The 18,479-nt window shown below is 67.9% G+C and carries 17 protein-coding genes; 9 read left to right on the plus strand and 8 right to left on the minus strand.

Annotation, left to right across the window (positions count from 1 at the left end):
- Positions 1 to 222 precede the first annotated feature (222 nt).
- Complete coding sequence (locus ACFXHA_RS19310) at positions 223 to 1,236, plus strand: hypothetical protein (protein ID WP_379358522.1); 1,014 nt, start codon at positions 223 to 225, stop codon at positions 1,234 to 1,236.
- Positions 1,237 to 1,318: 82 nt separating this feature from the next.
- Positions 1,319 to 1,678, plus strand: coding sequence for a hypothetical protein (locus ACFXHA_RS19315; RefSeq protein ID WP_379358524.1), 360 nt, complete (start codon positions 1,319 to 1,321; stop codon positions 1,676 to 1,678).
- 66 nt (positions 1,679 to 1,744) lie between these two features.
- On the opposite strand, the gene ACFXHA_RS19320 is transcribed toward ACFXHA_RS19315, so the two are convergent.
- Together ACFXHA_RS19320 and ACFXHA_RS19325 are read right to left on the minus strand one after the other, a co-directional pair.
- A complete protein-coding gene (locus tag ACFXHA_RS19320; RefSeq protein WP_379358526.1) occupies positions 1,745 to 2,305 on the minus strand; it encodes a methylated-DNA--[protein]-cysteine S-methyltransferase in 561 nt (186 codons plus the stop codon).
- Between the two features lie 52 nt (positions 2,306 to 2,357).
- A complete protein-coding gene (locus ACFXHA_RS19325) occupies positions 2,358 to 2,660 on the minus strand; it encodes a hypothetical protein (protein WP_379358528.1) in 303 nt (100 codons plus the stop codon).
- Positions 2,661 to 2,722: 62 nt separating this feature from the next.
- Here ACFXHA_RS19325 and ACFXHA_RS19330 point away from each other — a divergent pair, with 62 nt between their 5' ends.
- A complete protein-coding gene (locus tag ACFXHA_RS19330) occupies positions 2,723 to 4,237 on the plus strand; it encodes a PLP-dependent aminotransferase family protein (RefSeq protein WP_379358530.1) in 1,515 nt (504 codons plus the stop codon).
- A gap of 167 nt (positions 4,238 to 4,404) precedes the next feature.
- Here the strand turns inward: ACFXHA_RS19330 and ACFXHA_RS19335 are convergent, their stop codons facing one another.
- The gene (locus ACFXHA_RS19335; protein WP_379358532.1) at positions 4,405 to 5,712 is read right to left on the minus strand and encodes an adenylosuccinate synthase; all 1,308 of its coding nucleotides are present in this window, start codon (positions 5,710 to 5,712) and stop codon (positions 4,405 to 4,407) included.
- 325 nt (positions 5,713 to 6,037) lie between these two features.
- On the opposite strand from ACFXHA_RS19335, the gene ACFXHA_RS19340 reads away from it, so the two are divergent.
- Both ACFXHA_RS19340 and ACFXHA_RS19345 read left to right on the plus strand, forming a co-directional pair.
- Positions 6,038 to 6,697, plus strand: a complete 660-nt coding sequence (locus tag ACFXHA_RS19340) for a hypothetical protein (RefSeq protein WP_379358534.1) — start codon at positions 6,038 to 6,040, stop codon at positions 6,695 to 6,697.
- Between the two features lie 58 nt (positions 6,698 to 6,755).
- Positions 6,756 to 7,538 carry a site-2 protease family protein gene (locus tag ACFXHA_RS19345; RefSeq protein WP_379358536.1) on the plus strand — a complete coding sequence of 261 codons (783 nt, stop codon included), beginning with the start codon at positions 6,756 to 6,758 and terminating at the stop codon, positions 7,536 to 7,538.
- A 180-nt stretch (positions 7,539 to 7,718) separates the two neighbouring features.
- On the opposite strand, the gene ACFXHA_RS19350 is transcribed toward ACFXHA_RS19345, so the two are convergent.
- The gene (locus ACFXHA_RS19350) at positions 7,719 to 8,813 is read right to left on the minus strand and encodes an aromatic acid exporter family protein (protein WP_379359577.1); all 1,095 of its coding nucleotides are present in this window, start codon (positions 8,811 to 8,813) and stop codon (positions 7,719 to 7,721) included.
- A gap of 58 nt (positions 8,814 to 8,871) precedes the next feature.
- Positions 8,872 to 9,315 (minus strand): DUF3151 domain-containing protein, encoded by a 444-nt coding sequence (locus ACFXHA_RS19355; RefSeq protein WP_379358538.1) that lies wholly within the window; start codon positions 9,313 to 9,315, stop codon positions 8,872 to 8,874.
- Between the two features lie 149 nt (positions 9,316 to 9,464).
- Here ACFXHA_RS19355 and ACFXHA_RS19360 point away from each other — a divergent pair, with 149 nt between their 5' ends.
- A complete protein-coding gene (locus ACFXHA_RS19360) occupies positions 9,465 to 11,645 on the plus strand; it encodes a hypothetical protein (protein ID WP_379358540.1) in 2,181 nt (726 codons plus the stop codon).
- 258 nt (positions 11,646 to 11,903) lie between these two features.
- Positions 11,904 to 12,953 (plus strand): fused (3R)-hydroxyacyl-ACP dehydratase subunits HadA/HadB, encoded by a 1,050-nt coding sequence (locus ACFXHA_RS19365; RefSeq protein ID WP_379358542.1) that lies wholly within the window; start codon positions 11,904 to 11,906, stop codon positions 12,951 to 12,953.
- A gap of 66 nt (positions 12,954 to 13,019) precedes the next feature.
- Here ACFXHA_RS19365 and ACFXHA_RS19370 read toward each other — a convergent pair whose 3' ends face one another.
- The 3 genes from ACFXHA_RS19370 to fbaA all read right to left on the minus strand — a co-directional run bounded on the left by ACFXHA_RS19370 (position 13,020) and on the right by fbaA (position 16,879).
- On the minus strand, positions 13,020 to 14,477 hold the full coding sequence (locus ACFXHA_RS19370; RefSeq protein ID WP_379358544.1) for a DUF4185 domain-containing protein: 1,458 nt from the start codon (positions 14,475 to 14,477) through the stop codon (positions 13,020 to 13,022).
- A gap of 154 nt (positions 14,478 to 14,631) precedes the next feature.
- A complete protein-coding gene (locus ACFXHA_RS19375; protein ID WP_379358546.1) occupies positions 14,632 to 15,750 on the minus strand; it encodes a BTAD domain-containing putative transcriptional regulator in 1,119 nt (372 codons plus the stop codon).
- Positions 15,751 to 15,841: 91 nt separating this feature from the next.
- A complete protein-coding gene (gene fbaA / locus ACFXHA_RS19380; RefSeq protein ID WP_379358548.1) occupies positions 15,842 to 16,879 on the minus strand; it encodes a class II fructose-bisphosphate aldolase in 1,038 nt (345 codons plus the stop codon).
- Between the two features lie 160 nt (positions 16,880 to 17,039).
- Here fbaA and ACFXHA_RS19385 point away from each other — a divergent pair, with 160 nt between their 5' ends.
- Together ACFXHA_RS19385 and ACFXHA_RS19390 are read left to right on the plus strand one after the other, a co-directional pair.
- Entirely contained in the window at positions 17,040 to 17,759 is a 720-nt protein-coding gene (locus ACFXHA_RS19385; protein ID WP_379358550.1) for a DedA family protein, read from the plus strand.
- A 7-nt stretch (positions 17,760 to 17,766) separates the two neighbouring features.
- The gene (locus ACFXHA_RS19390) at positions 17,767 to 18,474 is read left to right on the plus strand and encodes a DedA family protein (protein ID WP_379358552.1); all 708 of its coding nucleotides are present in this window, start codon (positions 17,767 to 17,769) and stop codon (positions 18,472 to 18,474) included.
- Positions 18,475 to 18,479 lie beyond the last annotated feature (5 nt).

The raw sequence follows: 18,479 nt of genomic DNA on the forward strand, positions 1-18,479 counted from the left end.
CACCGCATCACCGCATCACCGCATCGGGGATGAAACTTCGCACCCCCGATTGGGCGGTTTGACCTGCGGGAATGGAAAACGTTGGCGCGGTGGGCACGCCGCGCGACGCAGCCGGAGCGAATCACTGGCATCGACAGACGGCCCTCGGGCCGAAGCAATGAAATATGTTCGGAAGGTTGGTGTTTCGGCGTGACACGTCGGCATCGTGGAATGCACAGCAGCGTGGCTCGACGGGCGATCGTCGCAGGCACCATCCCCTTGGCCATGACCCTGGCCGTGGCCTGCTCCAGCTCGAATGATCAGCCCGCCAAGGCGGCAGGCGGCACAACCCAGTCGGCCGCCCCGCAGGCGAGCCCCACCCAGCAGCCCGGCAATGCCACTGCCCCCGAGGGAAATCCGCAGCCCGGCACCGGTTCGGCCGACTCCGGCGTCGGCCCGGGCGCGGGTACCGGCGCCGTCGCCGACTCGCCCTTCCCCGGCCAGCGCCCCTCCGCCGTCCAGCCGGGCGTGGCCGCCCCTGCCGGTGACCACCCGGGCTCTCGCCCGAACTCGGTGCAACCCGGCGTCACGGCACCGAATCAGCCACAGCCGCAGGCACAACCCCAGCCGCAGGCGGACTACCCGATCCCCGCCAACTTCCGCCCGGTCCCCAACGTCCAGGCAGCCCCCGCGGTCGACTTCCAAACCCTGCACGCCCCCACCACGGTGACCCCGGTCCTCCCGATCGCCCCGCCCCCGCGCACCCTGCGCATCGGCGAATTCTCCACCCCCGCACCGGATCAGGTCCCCGACAACATCCTCGACGGCGCCAACGGCCTCGCCGCCAACACCGAAGCGGCCCTGGCCACCGGCCTCAACTCCATCGGCGTCAACCCGAGCCGCTCCGACAAGATCGCCGCGGGCACCCTCGGCGGCGCAGCCATCGGCGCGGGCCTCGGTGCGGTCGGCGCGGGTGTCCCGGCAGCGGTCCTCGGAGGTGCCGGTGGCGCGGCCATCGGGGCCGGAATCGGCGCGATCGCAGGCGCGGCCATCGGCACGGTGGGCGGCATAGCGGTCGCACCCTGGCTCGCACCGATCGACGTCGTAGGCGGTGCCGCGGGTGGCGCGCTCATCGGCGCGGGCATCGGCGCAGCCGCAGGTGCGGCCGCGGTCGGTCTCCCCGCCGCCGCGGCCGGTGGCCTTGCCGGCGGCGTCGCTGGTGGCGCAGTCGGTGGCTTCCTCGGCGGCGCCCTGTAGCTGACGGATGCGGTGCGGTGAAACATCTTTCGCCGCGCCGCCCGTCCGAGACCTGCAACGATCCACGAACACAAGGAATCTCATGAGGACAGCACTACGTATGGCCGCGATCGCCGGGGCCATGGTCGCGGGCGGCGGGCTCGCCACCCAGGCCGCCTCTGCCACCGCGCCGGTTATCTCGACCGAGCCGGGCGGCGTTATCCGCGCAGACATCGCACCCGACGAGTCGTGGACCTGCGGCGGCTGGAGCCTGCAACCGCCCTTCGTCAACAGCGCGCCTACGAGCGGCGTCCTGCGGGGACCGGTCACGGGGCGGATGACCTTCACCCCAGGCTCAGACGTGTGGGTGTTCTGCACTCGGTCCTGGGTCATGCCGCTGGACCTCAACGTCCTGGTTCACCCGGAGCTGGACTGGAACCACGTCATCAGAACCGAGAACTGACCGCTGATTTCGTGAGAACGCCCGCACCGATCTTGTCGGTGCGGGCGTTTTCGTAGGCGTCCCGGCTCAGAAGAGGGTGGGTTCGCCGAAGCCGGGGGTGCGTTCTATTTCGAGTAGGTGTTGTTTGGTGGTGATGCCGCCGGGGGCGGAGAAGCCGTGGAGGGCGTGGTCGGCGGCCAGGACTCGGTGGCATGGGATGATCAGGGGGATGGGGTTGCGGCCCAGGGATTGGCCTACGGCCTGGGCTCCGCCGGGAGCGCCTATCGCGTTGGCGACTGCGCCGTAGTTGAGGGTGTGGCCGGGGTCTATGGCTCGGGTGACTTCGTAGACGGCTCGGTCGAAATCGTTGAAGCGGGTGGTGTCCAAGGCAATCCAGCGGAGGTCGTCGAGGTCGCCGGAGAGGTGGGCTTGGATTCGGGTGATGGCCTCGGTGATTTCGGGGGTGGGGTCGGCCTCGTGGATTTCGACCAGGCGGTGGTTGCGCAGGATGTAGGTGCGGGTGGTCGCCGGGTCGGGGTCGGGGAGGGCGAAACGCAGGACGCCGGTGGCGCTCCAGGCGATGGCGCAGGTGCCTATCGCGGTGTCGAAGAGCGCGGCCGACGCCTGGGGGCGAGCCGGGGCGGACATAGGGCCAGTGTGCACGGTGGCACCGACACTTCTCGAATTCGAGGCCAGTTTGCTAGAACTGGACCGACTCTCCCCGGCAGGGGATGGTGGAGAGGGCCGCCACGGCCGGAACACCGCGACGGAAGCGGCGGACCGGGGTGGGCGGGCAGTGTTCGGGGCGCTGGGTGGCGATGGCGGCCAGGTCCGAATATTGGCGAGACGCTTCATATTCGGCGACCGACCAGTCCGACATGGGGCCATGCGGGCGGTAACGCTCGAGCAGGATGCCCCAGCGCTCATCGGACTTGGGTGCGTACCGGTAGACGAGACCGGCGAAGGCGGCCACGGCCAGGAAGGAAACGAGCAGAGCGACCATAGACCCATAGTGGCCTCCCCTTGGACTTGAAGAAAATATCCAGTACCCGGATACTGGCCTTTATGGCGACACGAGTGATCGGCGCGGCCAGCCTGACGCGCGACCTGGGCCGGTGGCGGAACGACGAAGCCGGGGCCACCGACAATGACCGATCCGGCGCCGGCGGCGCCGCCAAGCGCGCGACCCGGCCCGCGTATGTGGCACTGGCCGAAAGCATCCGGCTGCTCATCCACGACGGCCGCGCACCCCTGGGCGTGGCGCTGCCCAGTGAACGCGATCTGGCGACCACTCTCGAGGTCAGCCGTACCACCGTCACCTCTGCGTACACGCTGCTGCGCGAGCACGGCTACCTGATCAGCCGTCAGGGTTCGCGCAGTACCGTCGCGCTACCGCCGACCGTGGTGCACGACGGCGCGAAGCCGGCCCGCAGCATTCTCGCCATGATGGCGCAGCCGGAACTGGCCACCGTCGACATGACCTATGCCGCCATGGCCGCCCCGCCGCAGATGACCGAGGCCTATTCCTTTGCGCTGCAAGGACTGCCGACCTATCTGGGTACGCACGGCATGGACCCGGTGGGCGTGCTCATGCTGCGGGAGGCGCTGGCCCGCCGCTACACCGAGCGCGGCCTGCCCACCGAACCGGATCAGATCCTGATCACCCTCGGCGCGCAGCACGGGCTTCGACTGCTGCTCAATGTGCTCACCACTCCCGCCGAGCGGGTGCTGATCGAGCACCCCACCTATCCGAACGCGATCGAGGCGATCCGCGATGTGGGCGCGCGCCCGGTGCCGGTGCCGATGCGCCCCGACGGCTGGGATCTCGACGGAATCCGTAGCGCCGCACGGCAGACCGCCGCCAGCGTCGCCTACCTGATCCCGGACTTCAACAACCCCACCGGCCATCTGCTCGACGCCGAGGGCCGCGCCGAACTGGCCGCCATCGCCCGCGAGACGCGCATGACGGTGATCGTCGACGAGTCCATGGTCGACCTGAATCTGTCGGATCTCGAATCCCCGCCCCCGGCAGCCGCTTTCGCGCGCGGCTCGGAGATCGTGACCATCGGTTCGGCGTCGAAGTCCTTCTGGGGTGGTCTCCGCGTCGGCTGGGTGCGCGCCAATCAGGCCCTCATCACCAAGCTCCTGGGCACCCGTTCGACGGTCGACCTCGGCACCCCCGTGATGGATCAGCTGGCCACCGTCCACCTGCTCCGCCACGCCGACGAAATCCTCACCACCCGCCGCGCCCAACTCCGTTCCCGCCGCGCGGTGCTGTTGGAATCCCTCGCCGAGGAACTCCCCGACTGGCGCGTCAACGAGGGCACCGGCGGCATGTCCCTGTGGGCCCAACTCCCCACCCCGGTCTCCACGGCCCTCGCCGCCACCGCCCCCAACCACGGCGTACTCCTCGCCGCCGGACCACGTTTCGGCGTCCAGGGCGCCTTCGAACGCTTCATCCGCCTCCCCTTCACCCACGAGGAAGCCGACATCCGCCTCGCGGTGAAGTCCATCGCGGCGGCCTACAACGGCCTGACCCCACACGCGGCCGACCCCTTGGCCCCACTCATCACCTATTGATGCGCCAAACAACTCGCGCCCGCCGCAGTAGCGGCGGGCGCGGTTTATTTCGACTCAGCGACAACTGATTTCGCGAGATGCGGGTAACTCACCGGGTACGTCCAGAATTGATTCGGCACCCGACCGCCGGCACGGGTGCGAGACCCATGACGGCACCCTGCCGCCCGCTAAAGTCGCGGGGAGGCGGGGGAGATGATGTCGTGGCGGACGATGGTCTGGTCGCGGCCGGGGCCGACGCCGATGCACGAAACACGCGCGCCGGAGAGCTCTTCCAGGCGCTTCACGTACGCCTGGGCGTTCGCGGGCAGCTCCTCGAAGGTGCGGCAACCCGAGATGTCCTCCCACCAGCCGGGCATCTCTTCGTAGATGGGCCGGGCGTGGTGGAAGTCGGTCTGGGTGGTGGGCATCTGTTCGACGCGTTCGCCGTCGATCTCGTAGGCCACGCAGATCGGGACGGTGTCCAGGCTGGAGAGCACGTCCAGCTTGGTGAGGAAGTAGTCGGTGATGCCGTTGACGCGGGTGGCGTAGCGGGCGATCACGGCGTCGAACCAGCCGGTGCGGCGGGCGCGGCCGGTGGTGACGCCGACCTCGCCGCCGGTCTTGGCCAGGTAGGTGCCGGACTCGTCGAAGAGTTCGGTCGGGAACGGGCCGGAGCCGACGCGGGTGGTGTACGCCTTCAGGATGCCGAGCACCGTGGTGATCTTGTTCGGGCCGACGCCCGCGCCCACGGCCGCGCCACCGGCGGTCGGGTTGGACGAGGTGACGTACGGGTAGGTGCCGTGGTCGACGTCCAGCAGGGTGCCCTGCGAACCCTCCAGCAGCACAATCTCATCGCGCTCCAGCGCCTGGTTGAGCAGCAGACGCGAATCGGCGATGCGGTGCTTGAAGCCCTCTGCCTTCTCCAGCACCTCGTCCACCACCTGCTGCGGGTCCAGCGCGCGGCGGTTGTAGATCTTCACCAGCACCTGGTTCTTGAATTCCAGTGCGGCCTCGACCTTCTGGGTGAGGATCTTCTCGTCCAGCACGTCGGCCACGCGGACGCCGACGCGGGCGACCTTGTCCTGGTAGCAGGGGCCGATGCCGCGGCCGGTGGTGCCGATCTTCTTGTTGCCCAAGAAGCGTTCGGTGACCTTATCGATGGCCACGTGGTACGGCATGATCAGATGCGCGTCGGCCGAGAGCAGCAGGCGGGAGGTGTCCACACCGCGCTCTTCCAGACCGGCGAGTTCCGCGAGCAACACACCCGGGTCGACCACGACGCCATTGCCGATGACGTTGGTCACATCGGGGGTGAGAATGCCGGACGGAATCAGGTGCAGGGCGAAGCTCTCACCATTCGGCAGCACCACGGTGTGTCCCGCGTTGTTGCCGCCCTGGTATCGAACTACCCACTGGACCCGATCGCCGAGCAGATCGGTTGCCTTGCCCTTGCCCTCGTCGCCCCACTGGGCGCCGATCAGCACGATTGCCGGCATGTGAGTGTCTCCTACGGGTTCGACGCGCAGCCCCATGTGCTGCAGCTACCCGCCGTCAGAAGGCGGTGGCCGTAGGGACACTTTACGGGATGGGTCACATGTCACCCGGAAGGGCATACCCGCAGTTCGCGGCCGGGCGCGGTACGGACCGGCCGAGCGAGGTCGCGAAGCCCGCGACAAATCGGGCACGGTAACGGATGCGCAGCGGGGACAGCGTGGCAATTGAGACAGAGCTATGGTGGCACCGGGAGAGGGAATTGCGGGGGTCCATCCGAACGCAGCGAGGGGCACACGTGTTGGCAAGCCAGAGGAGGGTGTTCGGCAGTTGAGTACCCATGTTCTCCGCTGCGACGGCGCGCCCGTACCCATTGCGCTGGCCTCTCTTCCGCTCACCCAGACCGCGGCCATCCCGGACTCGACCACGCTGGACGAGCTGTTGCCGGTGATGGCGGCCGACAGCCTGCCCCGGCTCATCGTGCTCGGTGAGGATGCCGGCTTGGCCGCCGTGCTGACCCATCTGATGCGCACCGAACGCCTGCACGTCGAAATCGGTTTCGTGCCCATCGATCGCACCTACGGTTCGCGGGCCTACGACACCGGCACCGGTTCGGCCGCCGCCAAGCGCGCGCTCGAGGGCAAGCCGCGCGAGACCCCGCTGATTCGCGACGACACCGGCACCGTGCTCATCGGCCGCGCCACCCTCGTCGGCGAAGCGGGCGCGAAACTCGAGGGCGAGGCGTACGTCGACGACACCCGGTTGTTCACCGGAAAGGTCGCCGCACTGCAGGTTTCACCGATGCTGGAGATGCCGGGGCTGCATGCCACGGTGCAGCGCGGACTGCGCAAGAAGCGCTGGGTCGAGGGACGGGCCATGCAGTTGGGCACCAGTGGCGCGATCGTCACCCGCGACGGGATCACCGGCGAGCGGGTCGTGAAGCGCTCCACCTTCTACCGACACCACGAGCCTTGGCTGCTGGTTCGCTGATCGACCCCCAGAATGGGAATCGGCGGAACGAACGAGCCGACCAGTTGGGAGTACAGAGGTGAATTACCCGCGTGCCGTGGGACGGGCATCCGGAGCGGTCCGGCCGAGTCCGGTGTTTCTGCTGGTCGTGGCGGTCACGGCGCTGGGTGGGGCGCTGGCCTGGGACGCCGAATACGGTTCGGCGCTGTCCAAGTTCGGGGTGTTTCTCCTGGTGGTCGCGGGCTGGATCGTGTCGGTCTGCCTGCACGAGTTCGCGCACGCGTACGTGGCGTGGCGGGCCGGGGACCGCGAGGTGGAGATGCGCGGGTATCTGACGCTGAATCCGCTCAAGTACAGCCATCCGCTGTTGTCGATCGGTCTGCCGCTGGTGTTCATCGCGATCGGCGGTTTCGCGCTGCCGGGTGGCGCGGTGTACGTGCAGTCGCACAACTTCAAACCGAGCACGCAGCGGATTCTCAGTGCCGCCGGTCCGGCCGTGAATGCAGTCTGCGCGATCGTGCTGCTCGTGGTCGTGCGGCTGTGGGGCAACGAATTCCACCACTCGGCGTTCTGGTACGGACTGAGTTACCTTGCGTTCCTGCAGATTACGGCGACCCTGCTGAACCTCATCCCGATTCCGGGGACGGACGGGTATGGGATTCTGGAGCCTTCGCTGAGCTATCAGACGCGGCGGTCACTGGATCAGATCAAGCCGTACGGCATCCTGATTCTGTTCGCGCTGCTGTTCACGCCGCAGGTCCGCGATGTCTTCTTCAATATGGTCAGCAGCCTGTACGACCTCTCGGGACTGTCCCGCTTCTGGTGGTCGAACGGCTATTGGCTGGTCCGATTCTGGTCCTGAGCAAGAGTGGATGGGCCGCCCGGACGACCCGGTTGCCGGGCGGCCCCCTTCGCAGCGGCAGCGGCTGCGAGTCCGACCGGATTACCCCTCGTAAATCCGGCTTGTTACGAACGGTAGAGGCGCACAAACGGTTCGACGCGAGTAGTGGACTACTCGAAGATCAGCAGCGGGTACCGCAGCTCAGTCGATCGGCGTGACGTACGGGTGCGGGACGGTCGGCGGCAGCAAGGCCATGGCGGACAGCCGGCGCATGCCGCACACCTGCATGAGATCGACCACGATGGAACGCAATTGGGCGAAGACCACGTGCGCCGATAGGCCCGCGCCGTCCACCAGGTTCTTGGTCGCGCCCTTGCCGACGGACCGCAGCACGCGGGTGGCCTCGGCCGGGTCCGGTTTCTCGTCCGGGTCGGCGAGCATCATGCGGCGCACCACGTCCACCGCCTGACCGAGCTTCTCGACCTCGATGATCAGGCCCGGGTTGAGCACCTCGTCGTCGCGGACCGAGGTGAGGGCGCGGCGCAGCAGCACCCGGGTGTTGCGGATGGCGTTGTCGAGTGGGTCGGCGGCCTCGCGCAGGCGTTGCAGGCGGGCGCGGGAATTCCAGTACAGCGGGGAGATTCGAATGATCTCGCGGCTGCCTTCGAGCGTGTTGCGCAGGGAATCGATCGCGGACTGGGTGCCGCGGGCGGCTTCGAGCGCCTGCTTGATCTTGTCGGAATCGTGTTCGAGCAGACCGTCCGCGCATTCGGTGAGGGCCGTGCCCATCACCTCGAGGATTCCGGCGGCCTGTTCCCGGGCGCGTCGCACCGGGTGCAGCGGAATCGCAGCCACCACGACGATGCCGACCAAGCCGCCGACCAGTGCGTCGATCATGCGCAAGGCCGCGCCGCCCTGACCGGGCGGGTAGAGCGTCGCCACCAAGACCGCGGAACTGGCCGCCTGCATGGTGATCACCGGGCCGCCGTCGAGGAAGACGGCCGCGCACATGGCGATCACCACCAGCAGCACGATCTGCCAGGTGCCGGTGCCGACCTGCGAGACGAACAGGTCGCCGACGCCGATGCCGACCGCCACACCGACGATCAACTCGATCGAGCGGCGTAGTCGGGCGCCGAACGAGACGCCGATGGAGATCATGGCGGCCATCGGCGCGAAGAACGGGCGTTCGTGGCCGATCACCTGGTGGGCGATGAACCACGCCACGCCCGCGCCGATCGCGCACTGGGAGATCGGCATGATGGAGGACCGGACGCGCCCGGCGGCGCGGCGCATGCGGGTGACGCTGCTCTCGCGGGCAGCGTCGAGGGTTTCGCCTAGGCCGCTGGTCAATTCAGTCGAGGCCGAGTTCGCCGGCCGCGCGCGGGTCGCAATCCTCGAGCAGGTCGAGGCAGCGCGCGTACTCCTCGGTTTCGCCGATGGCGCGGGCGGCCTTGGCGAGTGCGCCGACGCTGCGCAGGAAACCCTGGTTGGGTTCGTGGCTCCACGGCACCGGACCGAAGCCCTTCCAGCCGTTGCGGCGCAACAGGTCCAGGCCACGGTGGTAGCCGGTGCGGGCGAAGGCGTAGGCGGAGATGATGTCGTGATTGACCTCGCCGTCGGCGTTTTCGCCGCGGGCCAGGGCGGCTTCGGCGAGGTGCGCCCAGGCGATGGAGGCGGTCGGATGCGCCGCGGCGACCTGCACCGGGTCCTGATTCTGCAGGAGCGCGTCCTCCGCCTCGATGTTTTCCGGAAGGAGGACCGGCTGCGGTCCGAGCAGATCACCGAAGGAGGTCATGCCGATCATTCTGCACCGCCGCCCGATTTGCTCAGTAGGCGTACCTCCGCATTAGCTCCGGCCGTGCGCGCAGTATGGACGACTACGTCGACATATCCCATTAGGCTGACCGTCGAATCACAGTTCCGCCGAAGCGAGGGGTGCAGCGCGTGTCCGACCAGAAAGACGACCAGCAGCCGCAGGGTGCTGCCGACCAGGCAGCCCGTCCCGCCGCGCAGTCTCCGGACACCACCCCCAGCGCTAACCCGGCCGACCAGTCCGCGAAGCCCGCCGCAGGCACCCCGGCCGACGCCTCGCCCGCCGACGCGGCCCCGCCGACCGCCGCCACGGAAGTGATCCCCTCCCCCAACACCCGCACCGAGGAGATCAGCACCGGCGCAGCCAAACCCGGTTTCGCGACGATCCACTACGACACGCCCGCGCCCGCCGGGGCGAGTCGCGTCCAGCCCCCTGCCGGCGCCGGCCGTGTCCAGCCGCCGGCCGCACCGCAAAATGCCTCCGGCAATCAGCCCCCGGCAGCCCGCCAGGGATCGGGCGCTTTCGCCCCGCAGAACCAGCCCAGCAGCCAGCCCGCCACCCCCGGCCAACCGAGCGGACAGCCCAGCAGCGCCGGACAATCCGGTTCGGGCGGTCAGCCGTCGGCCCCCGCCGCGCCGGGCGGACAGTCGCGGCCCGCGAACGGCGGACCGGCGGCCGGTACGCAGAAGGCGGGCGGCGGTAACCAGTCCGGGCAGCCGTCGGCCGCGGGTGGCGGGCGGGGGCCCGGGGCTTCGTCTCCGGCCGATGACGCACCTACCCAATACATTCCGATTCAGCGGCCGAGTGGGGACAAGAAGGCTCCCGACGCCGAAGTATCAGCCGACGCGACTACGCAGTTGATCAAGATCCAGCGGCCGGGGCAGGGTGCGAGCGGTTCGGGCGCGGGCAAGCCGGATGGCGCGAAGCAATCCGGCGCTGCGGCTGGAGCCGCTGCGGCCGGGGCTGCTGCAGGCGGGGCTGCTGCGGCCGGGGCACTTGCCGGAAAGGCCGGTGCGCAGGGCGGTTCGGGACCGGCCGATGCGAGTGAGGCGCCGGGGAAGCCCGCGCCGCAGGATGTGCCGACCCAAGGTATGGCGGAAGTGCCGGGCGCGGATGCGGGAGCCTCCGACGAGCCGGCGACCGCGAAGAAGGGTGACGCGCAGCAGGATTCGACGCAGCAGGATGCGGGTTCTACCGAGGGCGAAAAGTCCGGTGGTGCCGCGGATTCCGGGGAAGCGCCTGCGGGCGATGCGGAAACCGTTGTGATCAAGAAGGTTCCGGTACCGGTGGATGACGCCACCATGGCGTTGCCGATTGTCACCGGGGAGGCCGGGACCGAGAAGATTCGGGTTTCGGGGCCACAAGGGCGGGCGGTCAGCAAGCCGCCGCAGTCGCCGCGGGGGAATGCGGGGCCGCGGAATGTGGGGCCGCGCGGGAGTGCGCCCGCACAGGATGCGCCCGTGGAGGAGACTCGGCCCGCGCCGCCGCGACCGCCGATGGGGCCGCGCCGACCGGGCGGCGCGCCGTCACCGGCGGATATGCAGCCGACCACACCGGCGCAGCCGATCGGCGGGCCGCGGATCGCGCCGCCGCAGCGGGTGGGGGCGGGTGCGCCGCAGGGACCTCGCGGGCCACAGGCCCCGAACGCACCTCAAGGCCCGAACGCGCCACACGGCCCCAATACGCCGCAGGGGCCGAACGGATCTCCGGGATCCATTGCACCCCAAGGACCCAACGCACCTCAGGGACCGGGTTCGCAGCCTGGTGCGCAAGGCGCACCGCAGGGTGTCCAGGGGGATGCACGGCCGTTGGCGCAGCCGCAGCGGGTGCCGGCGGCGGATGCGGGCGACGGGGAGAAGAAGGCCGGGGCCGGATCCAAGAAGAAGGTGCTGATCATCGCGGCGGCGGTGGTCGTGGTGGCGGCGGTCATCGGTGTGGTGGCCGGGCTGGTGATGAAGAACAAGAGCGATAATTCGCCGGAAGCGTTGGTGCAGAAGACGATCACGTCGTACACCGATGCGCTGAACAGCGGAAATCTGGATACCCTGCGCGCGGTGACCTGCGGCGCGCCGCACGATTTCTACCAGAAGATCTCGGCGGACCAGTTCACCAGCGTGTATCGGACTTCCAAGGACCAGAAGAGCATTCCGCTGGTGAAGAGCCTCGACGCCATCAAGGTGACCGGCGATACCGCCATCGCACAGGCGACGGTGTACACCGCCGCGGATCCCACAAAAACCACCGCGCGCACCTTCGACCTGAAGAACGAGGGTGGCTCGTGGAAGGTATGTGATCCACAGAGCGGAAACTGACGCGTTCGCGGGCTCTACCGCGATAACCGTCACAGAGCCCGACGATAAACGCCATGAAGTACCGCGACGAACGTCACAAACACCTGGTCAGTGGTCCGGGACGCCGGTAAAGTAGCCCGAATTGTCTGGGCCAGCCTTTTCGGCGTTCCGGCACTTCAACGGTTGTACACCGTCCAGGGCATTGTCTCCGTCGCGTACGGCGGTGTCCGATAGAAGTGGTGCGGGCCCACCGGGTTTCGATTGCAGGGAGCGACCACCATGCCGGAAACGGCAGAGGCCACCAAGGCCACCGCCGCCGAACTCGTCGGCCGGCACTTCCGCGTGCGTGATCACTACGACGTCGGCCGCGAGAAGGTCCGCGAGTTCGCGCGCGCGGTGCGCAACAACCACCCCGCCCACCATCGCGAGGACGACGCCGTCGCGCTCGGCTACACCAGCCTGCTCGCCTCGCCGACCTTCGCGTCGGTGATCGGTGCCGCCACCACCCGCACCCTGATCGGTTCGGTGCTGACCGAGTACGACCTCTCGCAGACCCTGCACACCGATCAGGTCTTCGAGTACTTCCGCCCGATTCTCGCCGACGACCGGCTCAGCGTCGATGTCGTCGTGGAGAGCATCCGCAGCTTCGGCGACAACGACTTCATCACCGCCAAGGTCACCTTCACCGACGCCGACCGGCTGCCGGTCCTGGTCTCCACCACCACCATCGTGGCCCGCAAGGGCGTCGAGATCGATCCGTCGATGGTCGAGACCGTGGCCGGTGTCGTCATGCACGGCCATGTCGCGCAGCCCGGGGAATTCGACGGCGACCCGACCGGACTGGTGCTGCTGGCCCCCGAGGAGGTCGTCGAACCGGCCGCGCCCGCCTCCCCGCGCGGCGTCCGCACCGTCCCGACCGCGGCGACCGTGACCGCGGGCACCGAGCTGCCCGCCGCGCAGATGCCGGTCACCCGCGGTGACCTGGTCAACTACGCGGGCGTCTCCGGCGATCCGAACCCGATCCACTTCAGCGATTCCGCCGCCAAGCTGGTCGGCCTGCCGACCGTGGTCGCGCACGGCATGCTCACCATGGGCCTGACCGCCGCCTACCTGACCGACTGGCTGGGCGACCCGTCGGCGCTGGGCAAGTTCAGCGTCCGCTTCTCCGGCTACGTCGCGGTCGAGCCGACCGCCGCGACCACCGTCGAGTTCACCGGCAAGGTGAAGTCGGTGGACGCCGAAACCGGTACGGCCACCGTCGTTATCGGCGCGACCTCGGAGGGCAAGAAGCTCTTCGGCCGCGCGATCGCGGAGGTCCGGCTCAGCTGAGCCCCGAAACCTGAAGAGCGGGCCGCACATTCGTGTGCGGCCCGCTCTTTTGCGTTGCAGCCCCGTTCAGTTCAGGGTGGCGCGCATCAGGTAGACGTTGTAGTCGCTCCAGGTGGACATGGTGAAGTACATGTCCTTGCCGGTCGACCACGGGTGGATGAAGCCGCCGTAGAGCTCCGGATACTGCAGCGCGCTCACCGTCACCGCACTGTCGGACCACACGCCCTGCGGTGAATCCGATTCCCGCACCACCAGAGCCGCCTTGGCGGTGTCCAGGTAGCTCATCTGCCACACCTTGCGGTCCTCGTCGTAGCGCACCGACAGTTCGGCGGCCGGCGCGTCGACAACCGGTGTGGCGGTGGCCAATCCGTTCACCTCGGGCAGCCAGGCGCCGCTGTTCCAGTACTGGTACGCGGTCGGATTGAGGACCTGCTCCTTGGGCACCCGGGCCAGCGCCACCCCGCCCAGGCGGGTATTGGGGATGCCGAACATGTACACCCAGTCCCCCTGCGGCACCATGGCCGCGACCTGGAAGTTGGAGACGCCGAAGATGTTCTGCCACTTGGCGTACGGATCCTTGGTCCAGTGCTCGCCGTGGTCGTCGGAGTAGGCGATGCCGCCGTAGTTGGTGTACCAGGTGCCCGGAATGCTGTTCCAGGTGCGAATCGACATGTAGCTCATGTACTGCCGATTGCCGAGCGCGAAGCCGGAGGTCGGGATGGTGGTGATCTCGATATTGTCCATCTTGCGACTGCTCAGCAGCTCGGACGCGTGACAGCGGTCGTCGGTGACCATGTGGTCGAACACGACGCCCTGGCTCAGATCCCGATTCTTGCTGAACGCCAGCAGATTCGAGCGCCAATCCTCGCCCATGCCGCCCGGCGGATGGAAGTCGCGGCCCACGGTGTCACCGAAGGCGATGGCGATCTCGTCGGGCGCGCTCTGCCACATGATGCCCAGGTCGGTGCCCTGCACCTGCCAGCGCTTGTCGGTGCGGTTGACCGAGTTCGCACCGGTCAGCTTGGCCACCTCGGCAACGTCGGAGACCTGCGGAGTCGGGCGCGCGGGCAGCTGCGCGGCGGCCTCGACCGGCGGGTTGGCCGGGTCGGGGCCGGGCGGCAGCGGCTGCGGATTCGGGTTGGGGAACGCGAAATTGAACGGCTGCGGCCGGATGATCAATTTCGGCAGCCCGAGCTGCTGCGCCAGATCCGGTGCGGCAGCGGGCTGATCGGTGAGATCCGGGCACGGGTTCACGCACGGATCCGACGGTAGGTCCATCTTCACGCGTTTCACGTTCTCCACCGGTGGTCCCGGATCGACCGTGACCACCGGATAGACAACAGGCACCTCGAGGGTCTTGGGGACCAGCGCCTCGTGCGACGGCTTGGCCTCGGTGCTACACGGCCCGGTCCCCGGAACGGCCTGTGCCGCACCCGGATCCGCCGCCGCGATCCGATCCATGCCGACGAGGACACCCGCCCCGAAGATCACCGCCCCCGCAGCTGCGACCAGCCGCTTGGCCATCCACACAACCTCTCGACAATCGGGCTTCCCGGACACGTCCGGGCAGAGACCCTACCCGCCGAATCGGGCGAACCGCCGGTACTCGGCCGATCTCGATCGAATCGAGACAGCGGCCGAATCACGACAGCCGGTCAGTGCGGGAATCCGTCGGGACTCAGCGCAACGCCTGGAACGTGAGCACGGTGGTTCCGATCCGGATGGCGTCCCCGTCGGCCAGCACGGCCGCGGATTCGATGGACTCCTCGTTGATGTAGATCCCGTTGGCGGAGTGTAGATCCTTGATGAGCAGACCGGCCCGGCTCGGGGTGATCTGCGCGTGGTACCGGCTCGCCTTGGGGTCGTCGAGCACCAGATCGTTGTCGGTCATGCGGCCGATCTTCATGCCGTTCGGGCCGATCGGCAGCGTGCGCCCGTCGGCCAGGCGCAGCTGCCCGGCCCGCACCGCGCGCGGCATCTCGGTGACGGTCTCGGTCATGGCCTTGGCCATCCGCTCGACCTCGTGAATCTGCCCGGTGCTCAACGGTTCCTGGCGCAGCACCTTCTGCTCCAGCGCGACCAGCGCGGGACCGGGATCGATGCCCAGCTCGTCGGCGAGCACGGTGCGCACGCGACGGCACGCCTCGAGCGCGTCGGCCTGCCGATCCGACATGTACAGCGCGGTGATGAGCTGCGCCCACAGCGGTTCCCGCAGCGGATGCGTATTGGTCATCGACACCAGCTCACCGACCACCGAAGAGGCTCGCCCCAGGGCGATTTCGGCATCGATGCGCGCGGAGGCGACCAGCAGCCGCTCCTCGTCCATGGCGGTGGCGAAGCTCTCCGCGAAGCCGAGACCGGACAGGTCGTCGAGCGCGCGCCCGCTCCACTCGGCCAGCGCCTCACCGTAGAGCCGTGACGCCGCGGCCGGATCACCGATCGAGCCGGCCTCCGAACCCTCCCGGCGCAGCGTCTCGAAGCGGCCCAGATCGCACTCGTCGTCCTCGATTTCGAGGCGATAGCCGGAGGATTCGGTGCGCAGCAAGGCCACCGGATCGACCCCGGCGGTGCGCAGGGTCTTGCGAATATTGGAAACGAACACCTGCAGGCTGGCCTGATAGGAGTCCGGCGGATCGTCGTTCCAGACGATATCCGCCAGTGCCTGTGAGGACACCGCTCGCCGCCGGTTGACGGTCAGCGCCGCCAGCAGCGCACGCGGCTTGGGGCCACCGACCGGCACGGACCGACCGGCGACCAACAGCTGCACGGGGCCCAGGACCCGTACATCGACAGTCATGCCACCTGCCTCGAATAGAGACCGCGGCGCGCCGGCCGCTCGAAAATTGCCGGAGATTCCACCAATTCGGTGGAATCCCCGACCGTTGAGCTTACTTGGCGCTGATCGAGCGTCCCGCCGAGTTCAGATCGTTGCAGGCTTCGACGATGCGCGCGGCCATCGAGGTCTCCGCCTTCTTGAGGTAGCTGCGCGGGTCGTAGACCTTCTTGTTGCCGACCTCGCCGTCGATCTTCAGCACGCCGTCGTAGTTGGCGAACATGTGCCCGGCGATCGGACGGGTGAAGGCGTACTGGGTGTCGGTGTCGACGTTCATCTTCACCACGCCGTAGCGCAGCGAGTCCTCGATCTCCGACTTCAGCGAGCCCGAACCGCCGTGGAAGACGAAATCGAACGGCTGCGCGTCCGCGCCCAGGCCCAGCTTGGCGGCGGCGACGCGCTGGCCTTCGGCCAGCACCTCGGGCTTGAGGACGACATTGCCCGGCTTGTACACACCGTGCACATTGCCGAAGGTGGCGGCCAGCAGGTACTTGCCGTTCTCGCCCGCGCCCAGCGCGTCGATGGTCTTCTCGAAGTCCTCGGAGGAGGTGTAGAGCTTGTCGTTGATCTCGGCCTCGACACCGTCCTCTTCACCGCCGACGACGCCGATCTCGACCTCGAGGATGATGTTCGCGGCGGCGGCCTGCTTCAGCAGTTCCTTCGCGATCTCCAGGTTCTCGTCGATCGGGATCGCCGAGCCGTCCCACATGTGCGACTGGAACAGCGGGTTCTGGCCGTTGCGCACGCGCTCGGCCGAAATGGCCAGCAGCGGACGGACATACGTGTCCAGCTTGTCCTTGGGGCAGTGGTCGGTGTGCAGCGCGATGGTCACGTCGTAGCGGGCGGCGACCACGTGCGCGAACTCCGCCAGCGCGACCGCACCGGTCACCATGTCCTTCACACCCAGGCCGGAACCGAATTCCGCACCACCGGTGGAGAACTGGATGATGCCGTCGCTGCCCGCGTCCGCGAAGCCCTTGATGGCCGCGTTGATGGTCTCCGAAGAGGTGCAGTTGATGGCGGGGAACGCGAAGGAGTTCTGCTTGGCCCGAGCAATCATCTCGGCGTAGATCTCCGGAGTCGCGATGGGCACAGTGACCTCCGTGTTGTGTGTGGTGCGTACGACAAATTCTGTCAGCTGACACGATAGGACAGCGCTTTTTCTCCGGGGCAATGGCCTCACATACCTCACAAGTTTGTGAGGTTCCAATGAGAATCGGTGTGATGTCCGAGGTACCGGTACTGTGGTGGCCGTGACCTTGCTGGCCGTATCCGATGCCGTGACGACCAATGCCGCGCTGCCCGCGATCTTGAACCCTGAGCACCTGCTGACGCAGACATGGCTCTCACACGCAGTGCTTCCGGCGATTCTGGCCATCGTCTTCATCGAGACCGGCCTACTGTTCCCGATCTTGCCTGGCGATTCGCTGTTGTTCACCGGCGGTCTGATGGCAGCCTGGGAGAACCCCCCGGCCGGGATGAACATTTGGTGGCTGGTGCCCGCAACGGCCTTCGTGGCCTGGCTCGGCGACCAGAGCGGCTACTGGATCGGCCGAACCATCGGCCCCGCGCTGTTCAAGAAGGAAGACTCCCGCTTCTTCAAGCAGCGCTACATCACCGAGACGCATGCCTTCTTCGAGAAGCACGGTCCCAAGACCATCGTGCTGGCCCGCTTCGTGCCAATCGTGCGCACCTTCATGCCGGTGCTGGCCGGTGTGTCGAAGATGGACTACCGCAAGTTCGCGCTGGTCGACATCATCGGCGCGGTGCTCTGGGGCGGCGGCGTCACCGTGCTCGGGTATTTCCTGGGCAATGTCGAATTCATTCGCAAGAACGTCGAAGCAATCTTCCTGCTGATCGTGTTCGTGTCCATTCTCCCGGGCATCATCGCGGTCGCGAAGAACTTGCTGCACCGCGGCCAGCACCCCGAAAAAGCGGAGCTGGCTGCCTCGACGAACGAGCCGACCCACTGAGTCATTGGTGTCGACCACCCCGCTAACCATCGCCTCCGGCGGATTCGGTCCACTGGAGACAGCCGGACCGGTTCTGGTCTGGACGATCGTGCTCACCTTCGTGTTTCTCGAGTGCGCACTCATCATCGGGTTGTTCCTGCCCGGTGACTCCATGCTCATCACCGCGGGCGTGGTGCTGGCCTCGCAGGTCGGCGAGGGTCAGGTCTGGGCGCTGTCGGTCGGCACCATGATCGCGGCCATCGCCGGGAACCAGGTCGGCTATGTCTTCGGCCAGCGCACCGGGCACCACATAGTCGCGCGCAAGAACGGCAAATACATCAACACCCGCAATCTCGCGCGGGTGTCGGGGATGCTGCACAAACACGGCTTCCTCGCGGTACTCGTGGCCCGCTGGATTCCGTGGGTGCGCACGCTGTGCCCGCTGGTCGCGGGTGCGGCCGGGATGGATCACCGTAAGTACACGATCGCCTCGACCGTGGGCGCGATCATCTGGGCCCCGGTGATCCTGCTGGCCAGCTATTACGCGGGCAGTTTCCTGACCGACATGTCGTGGCTGATGCCCGCCGTGATCGGGACCCTGATCGTCGGGCTGATTCTCGGCACGGTCCTCGGTGTCCGGCAGTACCGGGCCGAAATGGCACGCCCCGCCGAGGATTTCGATCTGGACGCGGCCGATGCCGCGACCGTGCCGCTGCCGGTCATCCGGCGGCACTGACCGCT

The organism is Nocardia sp. NPDC059240, assembly GCF_042753865.1.
Taxonomy (GTDB): domain Bacteria; phylum Actinomycetota; class Actinomycetes; order Mycobacteriales; family Mycobacteriaceae; genus Nocardia.

Excerpts from the sequence above, each read along its gene's own strand:
- ACFXHA_RS19315 (WP_379358524.1), top strand. The coding sequence starts at position 1,319 with ATGAGGACAGCACTACGTATGGCCGCGATCGCCGGGGCCATGGTCGCG.
- ACFXHA_RS19320 (WP_379358526.1), bottom strand. The coding sequence starts at position 2,305 with ATGTCCGCCCCGGCTCGCCCCCAGGCGTCGGCCGCGCTCTTCGACACC.
- ACFXHA_RS19325 (WP_379358528.1), bottom strand. The coding sequence starts at position 2,660 with ATGGTCGCTCTGCTCGTTTCCTTCCTGGCCGTGGCCGCCTTCGCCGGT.
- ACFXHA_RS19330 (WP_379358530.1), top strand. The coding sequence starts at position 2,723 with ATGGCGACACGAGTGATCGGCGCGGCCAGCCTGACGCGCGACCTGGGC.
- ACFXHA_RS19335 (WP_379358532.1), bottom strand. The coding sequence starts at position 5,712 with ATGCCGGCAATCGTGCTGATCGGCGCCCAGTGGGGCGACGAGGGCAAG.
- ACFXHA_RS19350 (WP_379359577.1), bottom strand. The coding sequence starts at position 8,813 with ATGCGCCGCGCCGCCGGGCGCGTCCGGTCCTCCATCATGCCGATCTCC.
- ACFXHA_RS19355 (WP_379358538.1), bottom strand. The coding sequence starts at position 9,315 with ATGACCTCCTTCGGTGATCTGCTCGGACCGCAGCCGGTCCTCCTTCCG.
- ACFXHA_RS19365 (WP_379358542.1), top strand. The coding sequence starts at position 11,904 with ATGCCGGAAACGGCAGAGGCCACCAAGGCCACCGCCGCCGAACTCGTC.
- ACFXHA_RS19370 (WP_379358544.1), bottom strand. The coding sequence starts at position 14,477 with ATGGCCAAGCGGCTGGTCGCAGCTGCGGGGGCGGTGATCTTCGGGGCG.
- ACFXHA_RS19375 (WP_379358546.1), bottom strand. The coding sequence starts at position 15,750 with ATGACTGTCGATGTACGGGTCCTGGGCCCCGTGCAGCTGTTGGTCGCC.